This window comes from Edwardsiella tarda ATCC 15947 = NBRC 105688, from assembly GCF_003113495.2.
Classification (GTDB): domain Bacteria; phylum Pseudomonadota; class Gammaproteobacteria; order Enterobacterales; family Enterobacteriaceae; genus Edwardsiella; species Edwardsiella tarda.
Genome location: NZ_CP084506.1, coordinates 1,071,243 through 1,088,553, shown reverse-complemented (window position 1 = coordinate 1,088,553; position 17,311 = coordinate 1,071,243). Strand labels below are relative to the sequence as shown.

The 17,311-nt window shown below is 59.5% G+C and carries 18 protein-coding genes; 6 read left to right on the top strand and 12 right to left on the bottom strand.

Annotated features, from left to right (window positions below):
* Nucleotides 1–87 precede the first annotated feature (87 nt).
* Complete coding sequence (yfbV, locus tag DCL27_RS05075; protein ID WP_005288277.1) at nucleotides 88–543, bottom strand: terminus macrodomain insulation protein YfbV; 456 nt, start codon at nucleotides 541–543, stop codon at nucleotides 88–90.
* Nucleotides 544–1,100: 557 nt separating this feature from the next.
* Here yfbV and ackA point away from each other — a divergent pair.
* A complete protein-coding gene (ackA, locus tag DCL27_RS05070; RefSeq protein WP_005288281.1) occupies nucleotides 1,101–2,300 on the top strand; it encodes an acetate kinase in 1,200 nt (399 codons plus the stop codon).
* 130 nt (nucleotides 2,301–2,430) lie between these two features.
* Complete coding sequence (gene pta, locus DCL27_RS05065; protein ID WP_035594686.1) at nucleotides 2,431–4,572, top strand: phosphate acetyltransferase; 2,142 nt, start codon at nucleotides 2,431–2,433, stop codon at nucleotides 4,570–4,572.
* A 103-nt stretch (nucleotides 4,573–4,675) separates the two neighbouring features.
* Here pta and tnpA read toward each other — a convergent pair whose 3' ends face one another.
* From tnpA to yfcF, 5 genes are all read right to left on the bottom strand, one after another.
* Nucleotides 4,676–5,092, bottom strand: coding sequence for an IS200/IS605 family transposase (gene tnpA / locus DCL27_RS05060; RefSeq protein WP_115377637.1), 417 nt, complete (start codon nucleotides 5,090–5,092; stop codon nucleotides 4,676–4,678).
* A gap of 211 nt (nucleotides 5,093–5,303) precedes the next feature.
* Nucleotides 5,304–5,894 carry a rhodanese-like domain-containing protein gene (locus tag DCL27_RS05055; protein ID WP_005288286.1) on the bottom strand — a complete coding sequence of 197 codons (591 nt, stop codon included), beginning with the start codon at nucleotides 5,892–5,894 and terminating at the stop codon, nucleotides 5,304–5,306.
* 139 nt (nucleotides 5,895–6,033) lie between these two features.
* The gene (gene yfcD / locus DCL27_RS05050; RefSeq protein ID WP_080582845.1) at nucleotides 6,034–6,678 is read right to left on the bottom strand and encodes an NUDIX hydrolase YfcD; all 645 of its coding nucleotides are present in this window, start codon (nucleotides 6,676–6,678) and stop codon (nucleotides 6,034–6,036) included.
* An 89-nt stretch (nucleotides 6,679–6,767) separates the two neighbouring features.
* Nucleotides 6,768–7,313 carry a phosphodiesterase gene (gene yfcE / locus DCL27_RS05045; protein ID WP_035599347.1) on the bottom strand — a complete coding sequence of 182 codons (546 nt, stop codon included), beginning with the start codon at nucleotides 7,311–7,313 and terminating at the stop codon, nucleotides 6,768–6,770.
* Between the two features lie 98 nt (nucleotides 7,314–7,411).
* The gene (gene yfcF / locus DCL27_RS05040; RefSeq protein WP_005288296.1) at nucleotides 7,412–8,053 is read right to left on the bottom strand and encodes a glutathione transferase; all 642 of its coding nucleotides are present in this window, start codon (nucleotides 8,051–8,053) and stop codon (nucleotides 7,412–7,414) included.
* 246 nt (nucleotides 8,054–8,299) lie between these two features.
* Here yfcF and DCL27_RS05035 point away from each other — a divergent pair, with 246 nt between their 5' ends.
* The 4 genes from DCL27_RS05035 (at nucleotide 8,300) to DCL27_RS05020 (ending at nucleotide 11,236) form a co-directional block, all read left to right on the top strand.
* On the top strand, nucleotides 8,300–8,926 hold the full coding sequence (locus tag DCL27_RS05035) for a glutathione binding-like protein (protein WP_035599350.1): 627 nt from the start codon (nucleotides 8,300–8,302) through the stop codon (nucleotides 8,924–8,926).
* Nucleotides 8,927–8,993: 67 nt separating this feature from the next.
* Nucleotides 8,994–9,368 (top strand): dihydroneopterin triphosphate 2'-epimerase, encoded by a 375-nt coding sequence (folX, locus tag DCL27_RS05030; protein ID WP_035599353.1) that lies wholly within the window; start codon nucleotides 8,994–8,996, stop codon nucleotides 9,366–9,368.
* A 44-nt stretch (nucleotides 9,369–9,412) separates the two neighbouring features.
* Nucleotides 9,413–10,309, top strand: coding sequence for a TIGR01777 family oxidoreductase (locus DCL27_RS05025; RefSeq protein WP_035599356.1), 897 nt, complete (start codon nucleotides 9,413–9,415; stop codon nucleotides 10,307–10,309).
* A 213-nt stretch (nucleotides 10,310–10,522) separates the two neighbouring features.
* Complete coding sequence (locus DCL27_RS05020) at nucleotides 10,523–11,236, top strand: SDR family NAD(P)-dependent oxidoreductase (RefSeq protein WP_035599359.1); 714 nt, start codon at nucleotides 10,523–10,525, stop codon at nucleotides 11,234–11,236.
* 5 nt (nucleotides 11,237–11,241) lie between these two features.
* Here the strand turns inward: DCL27_RS05020 and DCL27_RS05015 are convergent, their stop codons facing one another.
* The 6 genes from DCL27_RS05015 to accD form a co-directional block, all read right to left on the bottom strand.
* Nucleotides 11,242–11,835 (bottom strand): UbiX family flavin prenyltransferase, encoded by a 594-nt coding sequence (locus DCL27_RS05015; RefSeq protein ID WP_005288309.1) that lies wholly within the window; start codon nucleotides 11,833–11,835, stop codon nucleotides 11,242–11,244.
* Nucleotides 11,836–11,955: 120 nt separating this feature from the next.
* Nucleotides 11,956–13,473, bottom strand: coding sequence for an amidophosphoribosyltransferase (gene purF, locus DCL27_RS05010; RefSeq protein WP_005288313.1), 1,518 nt, complete (start codon nucleotides 13,471–13,473; stop codon nucleotides 11,956–11,958).
* Nucleotides 13,474–13,494: 21 nt separating this feature from the next.
* Nucleotides 13,495–14,004, bottom strand: a complete 510-nt coding sequence (gene cvpA, locus DCL27_RS05005) for a colicin V production protein (RefSeq protein ID WP_005288316.1) — start codon at nucleotides 14,002–14,004, stop codon at nucleotides 13,495–13,497.
* Between the two features lie 190 nt (nucleotides 14,005–14,194).
* Nucleotides 14,195–15,004 carry a cell division protein DedD gene (gene dedD / locus DCL27_RS05000; RefSeq protein ID WP_035599362.1) on the bottom strand — a complete coding sequence of 270 codons (810 nt, stop codon included), beginning with the start codon at nucleotides 15,002–15,004 and terminating at the stop codon, nucleotides 14,195–14,197.
* Nucleotides 14,994–16,265, bottom strand: coding sequence for a bifunctional tetrahydrofolate synthase/dihydrofolate synthase (gene folC / locus DCL27_RS04995; protein ID WP_035599365.1), 1,272 nt, complete (start codon nucleotides 16,263–16,265; stop codon nucleotides 14,994–14,996). The genes dedD and folC overlap by 11 nt, the downstream gene beginning before the upstream one ends.
* Before the next feature lie 136 nt (nucleotides 16,266–16,401).
* Nucleotides 16,402–17,310: an acetyl-CoA carboxylase, carboxyltransferase subunit beta gene (accD, locus tag DCL27_RS04990; protein ID WP_005288326.1), complete on the bottom strand. Its 909-nt coding sequence runs from the start codon at nucleotides 17,308–17,310 to the stop codon at nucleotides 16,402–16,404.
* Nucleotide 17,311 lies beyond the last annotated feature (1 nt).

Here is a 17,311-nt window from a genome sequence, read left to right as displayed (position 1 = left end):
GAAGAGATAATTCCCCTCTTCTGCTTTTTATTATCAAGTGTGATTTGTTTTGCTCACAACTAATTAACCAGCCAACCTGAGCGGCGCTTAAATATCGTCCAGAAAGGTCTTGTCCAATTGCTTACAGCAACGCCGCAGCAATTCAGCCAAGGATTGATAGGTCGGCGCACCGTCGAGCGGCGCCAAGGCGATACCCGATGCCGACAACTTGTCGCGTAGTTGATGAAACCACTGTAATAGCGTGGGCGGCAGCGGCGTCACCGAGCGTTTACCCAGCCACCAGAGCCCCTGCATCGGCAGGCTACAGGCGAACAGGGCCGTCGCGAGCGCCGGGCCTAATTGCCCGCCTAACGCGATCTGCCAGCACAGGGTAAACATGGCGATCGGCGGCATAAAGCGGATGGCGAAACGCGTCGCCCGAGAGACACGATGCTCGGGGAATACCGGTGCCAACCGTTTCTCATTCGGCCAGGTCTTCATATAGATCTGGCCACGCTGGAAAAGGCGGAACCAAGCGACATGGGGCGTAGGAGCTGATGACATGGCAACCTCAATTTATTCGATAAACATTCAACAAATGCAGTAAAATGACTACAAAAAATAGGCGGGCTCAAATTTATTTTGTTTTTAAAGGCCGCTATCGGTATTCTAAGCCGGCCTTGAGCCGCCGTCAGTCAAGAAGGGTAAAAAAATCCTCCCAGCCGCTGACGTTCGCACTCATCGCCCCCGTCGATGCACCAACCTTAGCCGATTCGGCGTATTGGCCGCAGACGGGCGGGCTCACAGCAGCGCACTCCCCCGCAGGGAGCGACGGACAGTGGCAGTCATGCCGCAGCGCCCAAGCGCGCTGCTGTGAACCTGCATGGTTTGAGGGGAGATCCACGGCGCCTCGCGGGCGCCTTGGCCGCTTTCCCCGGATACCGTGGCCGCCCACAGGGCGGATTATTTTGATGCAACACCGTTTATGAACGGCACGGACAGCGGCCTCGCGCCAGATCGTGCCGCGCATGATGTTAATCATAAATGCCGGCAGCGTATTGCGCTACGCTTAGCGCCTGTCTGGTACACTTTCTAACCACGCATAACAAGTAGGTACTTCCATGTCGAAGCTGGTACTGGTTCTTAACTGCGGCAGTTCTTCCCTGAAATTCGCCATCATCAACGCGGTCAACGGTGAAGAGCACCTGTCTGGTTTAGCCGAATGTTTTAACCTCCCTGAAGCCCGTATTAAATGGAAAATGGACGGTGCGAAACACGAAGCGGCGCTGGGCGCAGGCGCGGCTCACAGCGAAGCCCTGAACTTCATCGTTAACACCATCCTGGCACAGAAGCCGGAACTCTCCGCCTCCCTGACCGCCATCGGTCACCGTATCGTACACGGCGGCGAAAAATTCACGCACTCCGCCGTGATCAACGACGAAGTTCTGCAAGGCATCAAGGATGCAATCCCGTTTGCCCCGCTGCACAACCCGGCTCACCTGATCGGCATCGAAGAAGCCTTTAAATCCTTCCCGCAGCTGAAAGAGAAGAACGTCGCCGTATTCGATACCGCGTTCCACACCACCATGCCGGAAGAGTCCTACCTGTACGCCCTGCCGTACCACCTGTACAAAGAGCACGGCGTTCGTCGCTACGGCGCACACGGCACCAGCCACTACTATGTCAGCCGTGAAGCCGCCAAGATGCTGAACAAGCCGGTAGAAGAGCTGAACGTCATCACCTGCCACCTGGGCAACGGCGGTTCCGTCAGCGCCATCCGTAACGGCGAGTGCGTAGACACCTCCATGGGTCTGACACCGCTGGAAGGTCTGGTGATGGGGACCCGTTCCGGTGACATCGATCCGGCCATCGTGTTCCACCTGCACGATACCCTGGGCATGAGCGTCGCCGAGATCAACACCCTGCTGACCAAAGAGTCTGGCCTGCTGGGTCTGACCGAAGTCACCAGCGACTGCCGTTATGTCGAAGACAACTACGACACCAAGGCCGACGCTAAGCGCGCCATGGATGTCTACTGCCACCGTCTGGCTAAGTACATCGGCGCCTACACCGCCCTGATGGATGGCCGTCTGGATGCCGTCATCTTCACCGGTGGTATCGGTGAAAACGCCGCGATGGTGCGTGAACTGACGCTGGACAAGCTGGCACTGCTGGGTCTGGAAATCGACCACCAGCGCAACCTGGACGCCCGTTTCGGCAAGTCAGGCGTGATCACCAAAGATGGCAGCCGCCTGGCCATGGTTATCCCGACCAACGAAGAGCTGGTTATCGCACAAGACGCAGCCCGTCTGACCGCCTAACTCGCCTACGCCGTCCCTCGTGGGCGGCGTCGCTGGCGGCGGGGCTGCATGGTCCCGCCCACCGGCAAGACTCCCTTTTACCGCCGCCGCTCCCGTCGCCGCGGTGGACTACTCAAAAGAGGTTGCTATCGTGTCCCGTACAATCATGTTGATCCCCACCAGCACCAGCGTTGGCCTGACCAGCGTTAGCCTGGGTGTCATTCGTTCCATGGAACAGAAAGGCGTGCGCCTGAGTGTGTTCAAGCCGATCGCTCAGCCGCGTACCGATGCCGATGCGCCGGATCAGACCACCACCATCATCCGCGCCAATTCCACCATCCCGGCCGCCGAGCCGCTGCGCATGTCGCACGTCGAGGCACTGCTGAGCTCTAACCAGCAAGACGTGCTGATGGAAGAGATCGTCGCGCGCTATCACGAGAACACCAAAGACGCCGAAGTGGTGTTGGTTGAAGGCCTGGTACCGACCCGCAAACATCAGTTTGCTAACGCGCTGAACTATGAGATCGCCAAGACCCTGAACGCCGAGATCGTCTTCGTCATGGCGATGGGCAACGACAGCATCGATCAGGTGAAAGAGCGCATCGAACTGGCTCGCTCCAGCTTCGGTGGCAGCAAGAACCAGAATATCTCTGGTGTGATCATCAATAAGTTGAACGCACCGGTCGACGAACAGGGCCGCACCCGCCCGGATCTGTCAGAAATTTTCGACGACTCCACCAAGAGCCGCGTCGTGACCCTCGACGTCGCCCAGGTTGTTGCTAACAGTCCACTGCCGGTACTGGGCTGCATCCCTTGGAGCCTGGAGCTGATCGCCACCCGCGCCATCGATATGGCCAGCCACCTCAAGGCACGCGTGATCAACGCCGGCGACATTCAGACTCGTCGTATCAAGTCTGTCACCTTCTGCGCACGCAGCATCCCGCACATGCTCGAACATTTCCGTCCGGGCTCCCTGCTGGTTACCTCTGCGGACCGTCCGGACGTGTTGATCGCCGCCTGCCTGGCCGCCATGAACGGCGTCGAGATCGGTGCCCTGCTGCTGACTGGCGGCTATGAAATCGATGCACGCGTCAGCAAGCTGTGTGAACGTGCCTTCCAGACCGGCCTGCCGGTATTTATGGTCGATACCAACACCTGGCAGACCTCTCTGAGCCTGCAAAGCTTCAACCTGGAAGTTCCGGCCGACGATCATCAGCGCGTCGAGAAGCTGCAAGACTACGTCGCCAGCCATATCAATGCCGAGTGGATCGACTCCCTGAGCGCCACCTCCGAGCGTTCACGTCGTCTCTCTCCGCCGGCGTTCCGTTATGAACTGACCGAACTGGCTCGCAAGGCTGGCAAACGCATCGTCCTGCCGGAAGGCGACGAACCGCGTACCGTGAAAGCGGCCGCCATCTGCGCCGAACGTGGCATCGCACAGTGTGTGCTGCTGGGTAATCCGGATGACATCCAGCGCGTCGCCGCCGCACAAGGCGTGACGCTGGGTGACGGTATCGAAATCGTCGATCCGGCCGCCGTACGCGAGAAGTATGTGCCGCGTCTGGTCGAACTGCGTAAGAGCAAGGGCATGACCGAAGTCGCCGCGCGCGACCAGCTGGAAGACAACGTGGTGCTGGGCACCCTGATGTTGGAGCAGAACGAGGTCGATGGTCTGGTTTCCGGCGCGGTACACACCACGGCCAACACCATTCGTCCGCCGCTACAGCTGATCAAGACGGCACCGGGAAGCTCCCTGGTCTCCTCCGTCTTCTTCATGCTGTTGCCGGAACAGGTTCTGGTCTATGGCGACTGCGCCATCAACCCGGATCCGACGGCCGAACAGCTGGCCGAGATCGCCATCCAGTCAGCCGACTCTGCCGCCGCCTTCGGCATCGACCCGCGTGTCGCGATGATCTCCTACTCCACCGGTAACTCCGGCGCAGGTAGCGACGTCGAGAAGGTACGCGAAGCCACCCGTCTGGCGCAGGAGAAACGTCCGGATCTGGTTATCGATGGTCCGTTGCAGTACGACGCCGCCATCATGGCCGACGTCGCCAAGTCGAAGGCGCCGAACTCACCGGTCGCCGGTAAAGCCACCGTGTTCATCTTCCCGGATCTGAACACCGGTAACACCACCTACAAAGCGGTACAGCGTTCCGCCGATCTGGTCTCCATCGGGCCGATGCTGCAAGGCATGCGTAAGCCGGTTAACGACTTGTCTCGCGGCGCCCTGGTCGACGATATCGTCTACACCGTTGCCCTGACCGCGATCCAGTCTGCTCAGCAGAAGTAATCTCGCCTCAGGCATAAGTAAAAATCCACCTCTTGAAGAGGTGGCTTTAAATGGGGCCCCCTAAAAGGGGGCCTTGTTCGTTTTAATCCTGTAATAACGCCATTTACTGCTCGTATTCTTGATCTTTCTTATCCTGATGCCTCACGTAGCGTCTGATAATTTCTTCGTTCACTCCAACTGTGTCTGCAAAGTATCCCCTCGCCCAAAAATGATTACCCCACAGCTTCTTTCGTATATGCGGAAACTTGTTGTAGAGACGAATAGCTGTGCGCCCTTTCAGGACGCCCATCAGCGTTGAGATCGAGAGTTTCGGTGGGATCATCACGACAAGATGAACATGGTCTGTCTGAACATTCAATTCAAGTACATCACAATCTTTCATATTGCAAAGTATATAAACTGAGCGATAAAGCTCTTTACCTACCGCCCCTGTTAAAACCTTGTAGCGATACTTTGGCGTCCACACCAAGTGATATTTGCAACGCCAGAATACATGTGCTGAACTTCTATAACTGCTCATGTCAGTGATTTCCTTCTTACTTGTGGTGAGTAAGCTGGAATTTTCTGGCATGGGCTTCCTTCAGGCTATAGCCTCACAGGGACAATCACCACCTCCCGAGGAGGTGGTTTAAAGCTGACAACCAAAAGGCTCCCTCAAGGGAGCCTTTTTTATGGCGATCAAAGCGTGCGTCGCACGCGTCACGCGCGGAGATGAGGGCATAACGCCGCGCCTAACATCCCTGAGTACAGGTCGCGCCCTTAGCCGCATCGCTCTGTGCGGTTCCGGTCGGCGCCGCCGTCCCGCCCTTCTCTAGCGGATAGCCCGCCTCTTTCCATGCGGTGATACCGCCCGGTAAACGGTAGACATGCTGATAGCCCAGCTTCTTAGCCCACAACGCGGCGTTATGTGAACGCGCGCACTTGACGAAGCCGCAGTAGAACACCAGCGTACGGGCCTTGTCCGTGCCGAGCAGACGGAGGAAATCGGCCTGGGTCGTCGCCCCCATGGTCGCCTTATCCCATACGTTCATGTCGCTCATCGGGAAAGCCATGTTCACCGCCCCCGGAATATGCTGTTTCTTATAGGAGTCGGCAAACGGCATGGTGTCGACGATCAGCAGCGGCTTCTTCTCATCCATCCACTGCTTCAGCTCCTGCACCGTCAGCAGTTGATACTCACCGTTTACAGTCTCGCGCGCCAGTTGTACCGCTTGCTTTTCCGCATCCACCTCGGATGAAGAGAATAAGCCCGCCTGAGCCGGTAAAGAGGAAAGGGCGGCCAGCATCATGCCAGCGACCAGAGGCAATACAGGTTTCATCATTTTTCCTTATGTAAAAATCCCATTCTCACGGTAACTTTTTAAATAACAAATAGATGTGACAATTGTAGCAAATGCCATTTATAAACCTGATGATTGCCTTATGCCTGATGATGGCTTGATTCGCGGCACAGCACGAGGATCATGCCTGTTCGCTACCTACGGGGTCGGCGTCATCGCCGGCTTCCCGCTCGGCCAGACGCGGGGTCGAAACCAGCGGAGGCTGGCTCGCATCCACCTCGCTGCAACGCGTACATAACGCAGGCGCCTCACCCTCACTGTTACGCGCCATCCACAACGACAGGGCGTGGATAGAGTCGGGTGTGAAGCTATCACACTGAGCGGCGATCTCCTGTGGCGTCATCCAACAGACCGACTCCACCTCCTCTTCCTGTAAGGCGAAGGGGCCATGAGAGACGCAGCTAAATAGCCCCCCCCACACCCGGCAATCCGCCTGCTGATAGTAAAACAGGCCATGATCGGCGAAGGGGACTCCGGCGATCCCCAGCTCCTCCTCCGCCTCCCGGCGCGCCGACTCCAGCATATTCTCGCCACTCTGCACCACACCGCCGGCAGTGGCATCCATCCAGCCGGGATAGAAATCCTTACTCTCGGTCCGCTTCTGCACCAAGATTTGCCCCATACCGTTATGCACCACGATATAGGTGGCGCGATGACGTAGCTGCTGCGCACGCATCTGCTGCCGACTGGCCTGTGCGATCACCTCGTTGTGTTCATCGACGATGTCCACCCACTCGATCTCGCGGTTAACCTGTTGATCCACCATCCTCTGCTACCCTATGACTCATTCTCACTCGCGCTCACGCGCACTCTGCCTCTGCACCCTGCGGTGGCATGGCCCCTCGCCAAAGCAAATTACCATCTTACCTCTGCCAGTCTCTCTGTACCGTGCAGGGCCTGAACCCACATCTGATTCCCCTCCAGCATCCCGAAACTCGGCACGTTGCCCCCTTTCGGCAGGCTGATGGAGCCGGGGTTAAAGTAAATATGTTCCCCCTGGCGCTGCGCCTGCGGCAGATGAGTATGACCGTAGACCAGCACATCGCCGGCGGCCAGTGGCGGCAACTGTTGCGGATGATAAAGATGGCCGTGAGTCAGAAACAAACGCCGCTGCGGCAACAGCACCTGCTGCCACGATGCCATCAACGGGAAGTTAAGCAGCATCTGATCGACCTCGCTGTCGCAGTTGCCGCGCACGGCGATGATGCGAGACGCATAACCGTTCAGGCATTCGGCGACTGCGGGCGGATCGTAACGATCCGGTAACGGATTACGCGGCCCGTGATTCAGCACATCCCCCAACAGGATCAGCCAGTGGCTGCCACTGCGTTCGAACAGCGACAAGGCGTGTTCCGTCGCACTGAGCGAGCCGTGGATATCGGAGATAAACATCAGTTTCATCGTGGAATTCTCAACAAACAATCGACCATAGCCTGCCCCCAACCCGAGGGCATCCTGCTCAGGCACAGTGTACCCAGCCCGGGAAGCGGACACCAGCCTCAGGCGCCGCGCCGCCCCAAGGCCAGCCACTGGCATACCGAGGCGCGCTGCCATTGAAAATGTGCATACTCCGCCAAGCGCTCGGGCAGGCCGTCGTCATGTAACGCTAAACGGTTTAGCATCAACGCCAGATCGGTATCCGCGATGCACCATTCGCCGAATAGATTCTGCCGCCCAGGCGGTAACAGACGCTCCACCGCCGCCACCAGGCGAGCCGCCTCATACTCCGCCTCGGCGGAGAGTGGCGCAAAGCGCTGAGCGCGGAAGACCACCTCGCTGGGCCGCTCCCGGCGCAACGCGGCCAGATCGCTGCGTAGCCAGGCCTGCACCTCACGCGCCCGTGCGCGGGGCTGCCGCTCACGCGGATAGAGTGGCGCATAGTGCGGTGCACAAAAGGTTTCATCCAAGTATTCACAGATGGCGGAAGACTCCGACAAGGCAAACCCCTCGACCAGTAAGGTAGGGACACGGCGTGTTAGCGAGATCTCCGCATAGGGCTCCTGGCGGTTCTCTCCTTCGGCCAGATCGACCGGTATCAATTCGCAACGCAGCCCTTTCTCTTGCAGGGCGACGAAGACGGACATCACGTAGGGACTCAGATAACGGCTATCGGAATAGAGCACAATCGCAGAGGCATTCATAAACACTCCTGATGGCAGTCAACAGCGGGCAGGCATACACGCAACGTCCGGCGACAGCGGCGCCCTCTCGGACACAGTATGCCATGTTTCATCCGCCGCGAAACGCCAGCTTACCCGCTCATTGGCGATAAATGCCGTACAAGCTAAATCCGTGCTATAAGAAAACAATCTGTTAACATCGTCCTTTTTTCCCCCTGCAATTTGCTCTATAGTCGCCAGACATCCCCCCACTCGCAGGAAGAGATGATGATCGATCTTTATTATGCCCCGACCCCCAATGGCCACAAGATTACCCTGTTTCTGGAAGAGTGCGATCTCCCCTACCGTTTACACCGCGTCGCGCTCGATGCCGACGAACAGTTTTCCCCTGAGTTTCTCGCCATCTCGCCCAACAACAAGATCCCGGCGATCGTCGATCAGCAACCGGCCGATGGCGGCGCGCCGCTCAGTTTGTTCGAGTCTGGGGCCATCTTGCTCTATCTGGCAGAGAAGAGTGGGCGTTTCCTCGGCAGCGATCTGCGTACGCGCGCCGACACCCTACAGTGGTTGTTCTGGCAAGTGAGCGGGTTCGGCCCGATGCTCGGGCAGAATCACCATTTTAACTACTATGCCCCGTTACCGGTTCCTTACGCCATCGAGCGCTACCAGACGGAGGCATTACGCCTGTACGGCGTGCTAGAGCGTCAATTACAACGCCACGCCTACCTGGCGGGCGAGGCCTACAGCATCGCCGATATGGCCACCTACCCCTGGGTGGTACCGCATGCGCGCCAACGGGTCGATCTGGCCGATTACCCGGCGGTCACGCGCTGGTTCCACGCTATCCAGGCGCGCCCCGCGACCCAGCGCGCCTACCGACTCGCCCAGGCGTAACCGCCTACATTTATGAGCACGGGCGGCCCGTACCGCCCACTGTTGTTGTTACCATCCAGGATGTCTTATGAGTCAACACTTTCCCGATGCCATCATTAAAATCAAGAACCTGCGTCTACGTACCTTCATCGGTATCAAGGAAGAGGAGATCGCCAACCGCCAGGACGTGGTGATCAACATCGCGATCCACTACCCAGCCCAGCAGGCTCGCCACAGCGAAGATATCGCCGATGCGCTCAACTATCGCACCATCACCAAACGGATCATCGCCCATGTGGAGCAAAACCGTTTCGCGCTGCTAGAGAAATTGACGCAGGATGTGTTAACCATCGCTTGTGAACATCCCTGGGTCACCTATGCTGAAGTAGAGGTCGATAAACTCTACGCCCTGCGCTATGCCGACTCGGTCTCCCTGACCATGCGCTATAGCCGTGGGGATTAAGCGACGCGGATGGTGCACCGGCGTGCACCGCAAGGAGCCTACCTATGGAGATCTTGATCACCGGCGCCACCGGCCTTATCGGTAGCGCGCTTTGCGCCCGACTACAGATCCTTGGCCATCAGCTGACTGCCCTGACGCGTGACGTGACGCGAGCCCGGCAACGGCTCGGCGAGGCGGTCACCCTGCTGAGCTCGCTCGATACCCTCAGCACGTTGGATGGCTACGACGCCGTCATCAACCTCGCCGGGGAGCCGATCGTCGATAAACGCTGGAGTGCCGCGCAGAAACAGCGGCTATGCGATAGCCGCTGGCAGATCACGCAACGCCTGGCCAGCCTGATCCGAGCCAGCCAACGTCCGCCCAGCGTGTTACTCTCCGGATCTGCCGTCGGCTATTACGGCAATCAGGACGATACGCCACTCAATGAAGATGACGCACCCGTAGACGATTTCACCCATCGCCTGTGTGTTCGTTGGGAAGCGTTGGCTCGCGAGGCCGAGAGCGAGCAGACTCGGGTCTGCCTGATGCGCACCGGCATCGTGCTGGCTCCGCATGGCGGGGCCCTGGGGCGAATGCTGCCGTTATTCCGCCTGGGGCTCGGCGGCGAATTGGGCAGCGGCCATCAATATCTGTCGTGGATCCATATCGATGACATGATCAATGCCATCCTTTACTTGCTCGATAATCCCACCCTGCATGGGCCGTTTAATATGACGGCACCCTACCCGGTACGCAATGAGCAGTTTGTCGCGACACTGGGCGAGGTCTTGGGGCGCCCCACCCTGATGCGGGTACCGGCGCTAGCGCTACGCGCCCTATTGGGTGAGGCAAGCCTGATGTTGCTCGGCGGCCAGCGCGTATTGCCACGTCGCCTGGAGGAGGCAGGATTCGGTTTCCGCTACTACGATCTGCGCGAGGCATTGGATGACATCGTCAAATAGCCTGGTAAAGCATCGAATGTGCATGCGAGCGCACCGGACGTCCGGAGCGATGTAGCACGTTGACTACACTGATGGTCGGGTGCCTCTAGACGGTGTAGACCGTACAGAGTCCCCGCGACAGTTGGCGCTATACCTAGCCGCGGCGACAAGTGTCGGCGGCTACGATCCCCCGGGTACCCGATTCGGGCACGGCGCCCCATTAGTGGAGCATCTATGAACCAAGCCTTATTGCACGATAAAGTCGCGCTGGTCACTGCGGGCGCACAGGGGAGCGGCGCGGCCATCGTCCGCGCACTCGCCGCCGCGGGCGCACGCGTCGCGCTGACCTACCACCACTCGGAGCAGGAAGCCCGGTTACTGACCGCCCAGATCCGCCAGCAGGGGGGCGAAGCCGTCGCCTTGCGTACCGACGCACGCAATCCAGAGACCTGCGTGCGCGCCATCACCCGCACGTTAGAGTTGTGGGGGCGCATCGATATTCTGGTGAATCACGCCGCCGTGATCATCTGTAAGCCCTTCGATGAGATCGAGTTGCGTGAATTTGAACAGAGCATGGAGATCAATGTCCGGGCGGTGTTTCTCACCAGCCAACTGGCCGCACGCCAGATGCCGGCAGGGGGACGCATCATCCATATCAGCAGCACACGGCAAGAGGCCGATCACAGCGACGCACTTTGTGCCATGGGACGAGCCGCGCTGGGCGCCCTCACCCGAGCCATGGCGCAAGATCTCGGGCCACAAGGCATCACGGTCAATCAGTTGATCCCCAGCGTCACAACCCCACTCCCGTCGCTCACAGCGACGCGTGACGAGAAGATCCTCGGTTGCCCCGCCACGACGCACAGCATCGCGGATCTGGTGCTCTGGCTCTGTTCACCGGCGGCCGCCGCCGTCAACGGCACGCAATTCGATATCGCCGCCCAATAAGCGCCTCAGGTCGCGCTATCTGGCGTCCGATGCCCGCCCTGCCAACGAGGAAACAACTCGTGCGGCAGGGTGATATCCAGCTGATCCAATACCCGGTTCACCGTCTGATCGATGATCTCCTCGATCCGCTGTGGACGGTGGTAGAAGGCGGGTACCGGCGGCATGATCACCGCCCCCAACTCGGCGGCACTGGTCATCATACGCAGATGCCCCAGATGCAACGGCGTCTCTCGCACACATAGCACCAATGGTCGACGCTCCTTCAACACCACGTCGGCGGCGCGGATCAATAGCGTATCGCTGTAACCATGCACGATGCCGGAGAGGGTTTTGATGGAACAAGGCAAGATAACCATGCCGGCGGTCTTAAAGGAGCCGGAGGAGATCGCGGCGGCGATATCGCGCACGTCATGCACCACATCCGCCAAGGCCAAGACCTCACGCAGGCTGCGATCCGTCTCCAACGCCAAGGTCTGGCGTGCCGCCTGACTCATCACCAGGTGGGTTTCTACCTCTGGGTGGCTACGCAACACCTCTAGCAAACGGATCCCGTAAATCACGCCACTGGCGCCGGAGATACCGATAATCAGTCGTTTCATCGCCCGTTACTCACTCTCATTCACTCTGCTGCTGCGACTTTGCCGCAAGCCGACAGATGGCGCAAGCGAAAACGGGCCGCATCGGCGGCCCGTCATCGGGAAAGGAAGACGAAACGTGCGTTAGCCTTCGTTATACAGCGCCAAATCCTCGGCTTGTTGCTGATTGCTCAACGCCTTGCTGTCGTCGCTGCGCAGAGACTGTAGATAATCCAGGTAGGATTGATCCACATCGCGTGTAATGTAGACGCCATTAAATACCGAACACTCGAACTGTTCGATGTCGGGATTATCCTCGCGGACCGCGTCGACCAGATCGTCGAGATCTTGGAAGATCAAGCCATCGGCGCCGATCAACTGGCGGATCTCATCCACCTCACGGCCATGCGCGATCAGCTCACTGACGCTCGGCATATCGATGCCATACACATTCGGGAAACGGATCTCTGGCGCCGCGGAAGCCAGGTAGACCCGACGGGCGCCCGCCTCACGCGCCATCTCGATGATCTGTTCGGAGGTGGTGCCACGCACGATGGAGTCATCCACCAATAACACATTCTTATCGCGGAATTCGGCACGGTTAGCGTTCAGCTTACGGCGTACCGACTTACGCCGCAGTTGTTGACCCGGCATGATGAAGGTACGGCCGACATAGCGATTCTTAACGAACCCCTGACGGTAAGGCTTATCCAGAATACGGGCGATTTGCAGGGCGATGTCGCAAGAGGTCTCCGGGATCGGGATCACCACATCGATATCCAGATCTTCCCACTCACGCGCGATCTTCTCGCCCAGTTTCTGCCCCATACGTACCCGGGCGCTATAGACGGAGATCTTGTCGATGAAGGAGTCTGGACGGGCGAAGTAGACATACTCAAACAGGCAGGGGTGATTCTTCGGCTCCTGCGCACACTGGCGCGTAAACAGCTGCCCCAGCGTGTTGATGTAGATCGCCTCCCCCGGCGCCACATCACGGATAAAGTCGAAGCCGAGCGTATCCAGCGCCACGCTCTCCGAGGCGACCATATACTCGGTGCGGCCATCCGCCAGATCGCGCTTACCGATCACTAGCGGACGGATACCGTTGGGGTCGCGGAAGGCGACCATGCCATGACCGATGATCATCGCCACGCAGGCATAGGCCCCGCGGATCTGGCGGTGCGTCGCGGCGACAGCGGCAAAGATGTTCTCCTCGCTCAGCGGATAGCTATCGTAGCGATCCAACTCATAGGCGAACACATTTAACAGGATTTCGGAGTCGGAGGAGGTATTGACGTGGCGCCGGGCATGCTCGAACAGCTGTTGCTTCAACTGATGGGCATTAGTCAGGTTACCGTTATGCGCCAAGGTGATGCCAAAGGGGGAATTCACATAGAACGGCTGCGCCTCGGAGGCGCTGGAGCTGCCGGCGGTGGGATAGCGCACATGCCCTATCCCCATATTTCCCTGTAGGCGCTGCATGTGACGCGCCTCGAACACATCGCTCACCAGCCCATTAGCCTTACGCAGGCGAAAGGTATGGTTATCATCGATGGTAACGATGCCTGCGGCGTCCTGGCCGCGATGCTGCAACACCGTCAATGCATCATAGATGGACTGGTTTACCGGCGTAAAACCGGCGATACCGACAATACCGCACATGTTGTCATTTCCTCATCAGCGTTACCGGAGCGGCATGGCAGGCATATGCTCCGGTAAGAAACTCGACGTGCTTTGCAGATAGTCAAACGACCACCTGATGATAGGGCTGAACTGCGGGATGAGCCGGGATTGCTGCCACTCCTCGCTCTGCGCCATCGCCGTAAACGTATCCAGGAAGAACAACAGGGCCGCGACGATCAACACGCCGCGCAACGCGCCGAAACAGACGCCAAGCACCCGATCCGTACCGCTTAGGCCGGTACGTTCCACCAGGGAACCGATCACATAGTTAACGATAGCACCGACGATCAGGGTTGCGATAAACAACACCGCAATCGCAATACCGTTACGCACCAGCGCATCTTCAAAACGGGTAAAAAAGGCAGCCAGATAAGAGTAAAAATGGCTGGCAACAAAGAACGCCGCCCCCCAGGTAACCAGTGACAACGCCTCGCGCACGAATCCCCGGATCAGGCTGACTAAAGCAGAAAATCCGATGATGCCAATAATGACCCAATCAATCCAAACCATGATAATTCCAAAGCATGAATTGCCGCGCTATCCTACTCGCGGCGCATTCTAACAGAAAAAGAAAACGTTTGCGTAGCAGATTTCCCGCGCTCGGCGTAAATAAATCCGCCCTGCTACACCCCCGTTTTCATCAAAAAAACGGCCCTGCCCGCCAAGGCGGACAGCGCCGTATCCCTCTCCGCTGCGTGGCTTAGCGCACGCTGTAATTGCGGATTTGTCCATTCAGCCCGCTCAGGCTATTCAGCTCCGGCAACGCCGCCTGTAACTTGGCGCGCGAGGCTTCCGGGCCGACGAATAGCCGGGTGATCTCCCCCTGAACCGGTGTAGCAGGCACGCTGTAGGCCCGGTAACCGGAGAGGCGCAGCTTGGCGATGATTTCGTTCACCTTGCTGGCGTTACGCAACGCACCCAGCTGTACCACATATGCCTGACCGACTGGCGCTTGCTCCGCCCGTGGGGCCGGGGCGGGCGCTGGCGTCGGGGCCGGTGTGGGCGCCGGGGCCGGACGCGTCTCCTGCGGCGGCGGCGTCACTCGCTTCGCCGGTTCGACGGGCTTCGCACGGCTCTCCGCGGCTCGCGCCGTCTCGCTCGGTTTAGGACGGCTCTCGACCATCGGAGCCGGTGCCATCGTCGGCGCTTCCGCCACCTGACGCGGCTCCGGCGCGCGACTCTCGACCGGTTTCAACTCCACCAGCTCACCGGCGCCACGTGTCGGTGCGGCCGCAGCGGAAGATGCCGACGAGGGCGCCGTTGCCGAGCCAGCTGGCGTACTATTCACGCCGCCATGCGCTGCCGTACTGGGCGCCTCGCCCAATGGCTGCGTCACCGGCGGAATGGCATCCGTCGGATCATCTTCGCCGGGACGGGGCACCAACGGGATCGCCGCGAAATCATCCTGATAATGCTTCTTCTGACCATCCAACAGGCCCGGCAGTACGATCACCCCTAGCGCAACCAGGATCACCGTCCCGACCAGTCGGTTTTGGAACTTACTCGCCACCCCGTCCTCCTGACGGTAGAACCGCCATCACCTGCGCAACCGTGTGGAACGAGCCACAGACCACCACCGTATCCTCGGCGTCAGCCTCATCCATCGCCTGGCGCCAGGCCTGCTCGACATCGGCGAATACGCGTGCGCCAGCCGGCAGATGCGCCGTCAATGCAGACGCTGGCGCTCCGCGCGGCCCGCTTAGCGGCGCGCAGTACCACTCATCGACCAACGGCGTCAGGCAGGCCAGGGTGCCGGCGATATCCTTGTCGCTCAGCATGCCGATCACCATCCGCAGCCGCTTAGGCCGCGGCAATGCTTGCAGGCGTTGCGCCAGATAGGCGGCGGCATGCGGATTATGCGCCACATCCAGAATCAGGCGCGGTGCGTCCCCAACTTGCTGAAATCGTCCCGGCAAGGCGGCGTGACGCAACCCTTGGCGGATAGCCGCCTCATCGACGGCCAGCGGCCCGGCGGCCAACGCCGCCAGCGCCGTCGCCGCGTTCGCTAATGGCACCTGCGGCAACGGTAAATCATCAAGCGTCTTTTCCCCGGCGCACCAGCGCCAGCTCGTCGCCTCGGCACTGAAGTCCCAATCGACGCCACGCCGCAGCAACCGGGCAGCGCACGCCGCCGCCACCGCCGCGATAGACTCAGGCATCTGTGCCTCACCCACCACGGCGGGCTTAGCGGCACGGAAGATACCGGCCTTCTCCCGGCCGATACTCTCGCGTGAATCGCCCAACCAATCGGTATGGTCCAGCGCGATGCTGGTCACCACCGCCACGCTGGGATCGACGATATTGGTCGCGTCCAGGCGCCCACCGAGGCCAACCTCCAGGATCACCGCGTCCAACGCCGCCTGCTTGAACAGATACAACGCCGCCAGGGTGCCAAACTCAAAATAGGTTAATGATACGCCATCACGCCCCGCCTCAATGGCGGCGAAGGCGGCGGCATGCGCCGCATCATCCAACTCACGATGCTGAATGCGCACCCGCTCGCGATAGTGCAGCAGGTGGGGAGAACCATAGACCCCCACCCGATAGCCCGCCGCCATCAGGATGGCCTCCAAGGTGCGGCAAGTGGTGCCCTTACCGTTAGTACCCGCCACGGTATACACCACGGGCGCAGGCGTCAGCAGGTCCAGACGCTGCGCGACACGCCGCACGCGTTCCAAACCGAGATCGATGGTTTTCGTATGTAGCTGCTCAAGATACTCGAGCCAGCAAGAGAGTGGCGAGGTCGCCTGTGGGGTAGGAAGCGTATTCATGCTGTTTTACGTCCCGTAATTTAGCCGTTGCGGAGGGTGACCGGCCCCGGAACGGGCCGGTTCCCTAAGATGTGCGGCGCAGGCGATAATCCTGCGCCGCGCCCGGCGCTAAGCCGGGGGAAGCACGCCAGGGGGATTATGCCTGTGCGCCCTCTTCCGCCGCTGCCACGACCGGTGCCGCCTCTTCCAACGGTGTCGGGCGTCCGGTCATCTTGGCCACCAGGCTGGCCAGCTTGTCGCGCATCGCCGGGCGGCGCACGATCATATCGATAGCGCCTTTCTCCAGCAGAAACTCACTGCGCTGGAATCCTGCCGGTAGCTTTTCACGCACCGTCTGCTCGATGACGCGCGGACCGGCAAAGCCGATCAAGGCCTTCGGCTCGCCGATGTTGATATCGCCCAGCATCGCCAGGCTGGCGGAAACCCCACCCATCGTCGGATCGGTCAAGACGGAGATATAGGGCAGGCCACGCTCGCGCATTTTCGCCAACGCCGCACTGGTCTTCGCCATCTGCATCAACGACATCAGCGCCTCCTGCATACGGGCACCGCCGCTGGCGGAGAAGCAGATCAGGGCGCAGTTATCTTCCAGCGCCTGCTCGACGGCGCGCACGAAGCGGGAGCCCACCACCGATGCCATCGAGCCCCCCATAAAGGCGAACTCGAAGGAGGCGGCAACCACGGGGATACCATGCAGGGTCCCTTTCATCACCACCAGCGCATCTTTTTCGTCGGTCTCTTTCTGAGCGGCGGCGAGACGATCCTTATACTTTTTGGAGTCCTTAAACTTCAGGACATCCTTCGGCTCCAGCTCGCTGCCCAATTCGACATGGCTACCCTCGTCCAGCAGCGTATTCAGACGCATACGCGCCGTCATGCGCATGTGATGGTCGCACTTCGGGCAGACTTCTAAATTGCGCTCCAGCTCGGCACGGTAGAGGACCTGACCACAGCTATCGCACTTGGTCCATACCCCTTCCGGAATGCTTGCCTTGCGGGTTTGAGAGATATTGCTCTTATTAAGAATGCGTTCAATCCAGCTCATC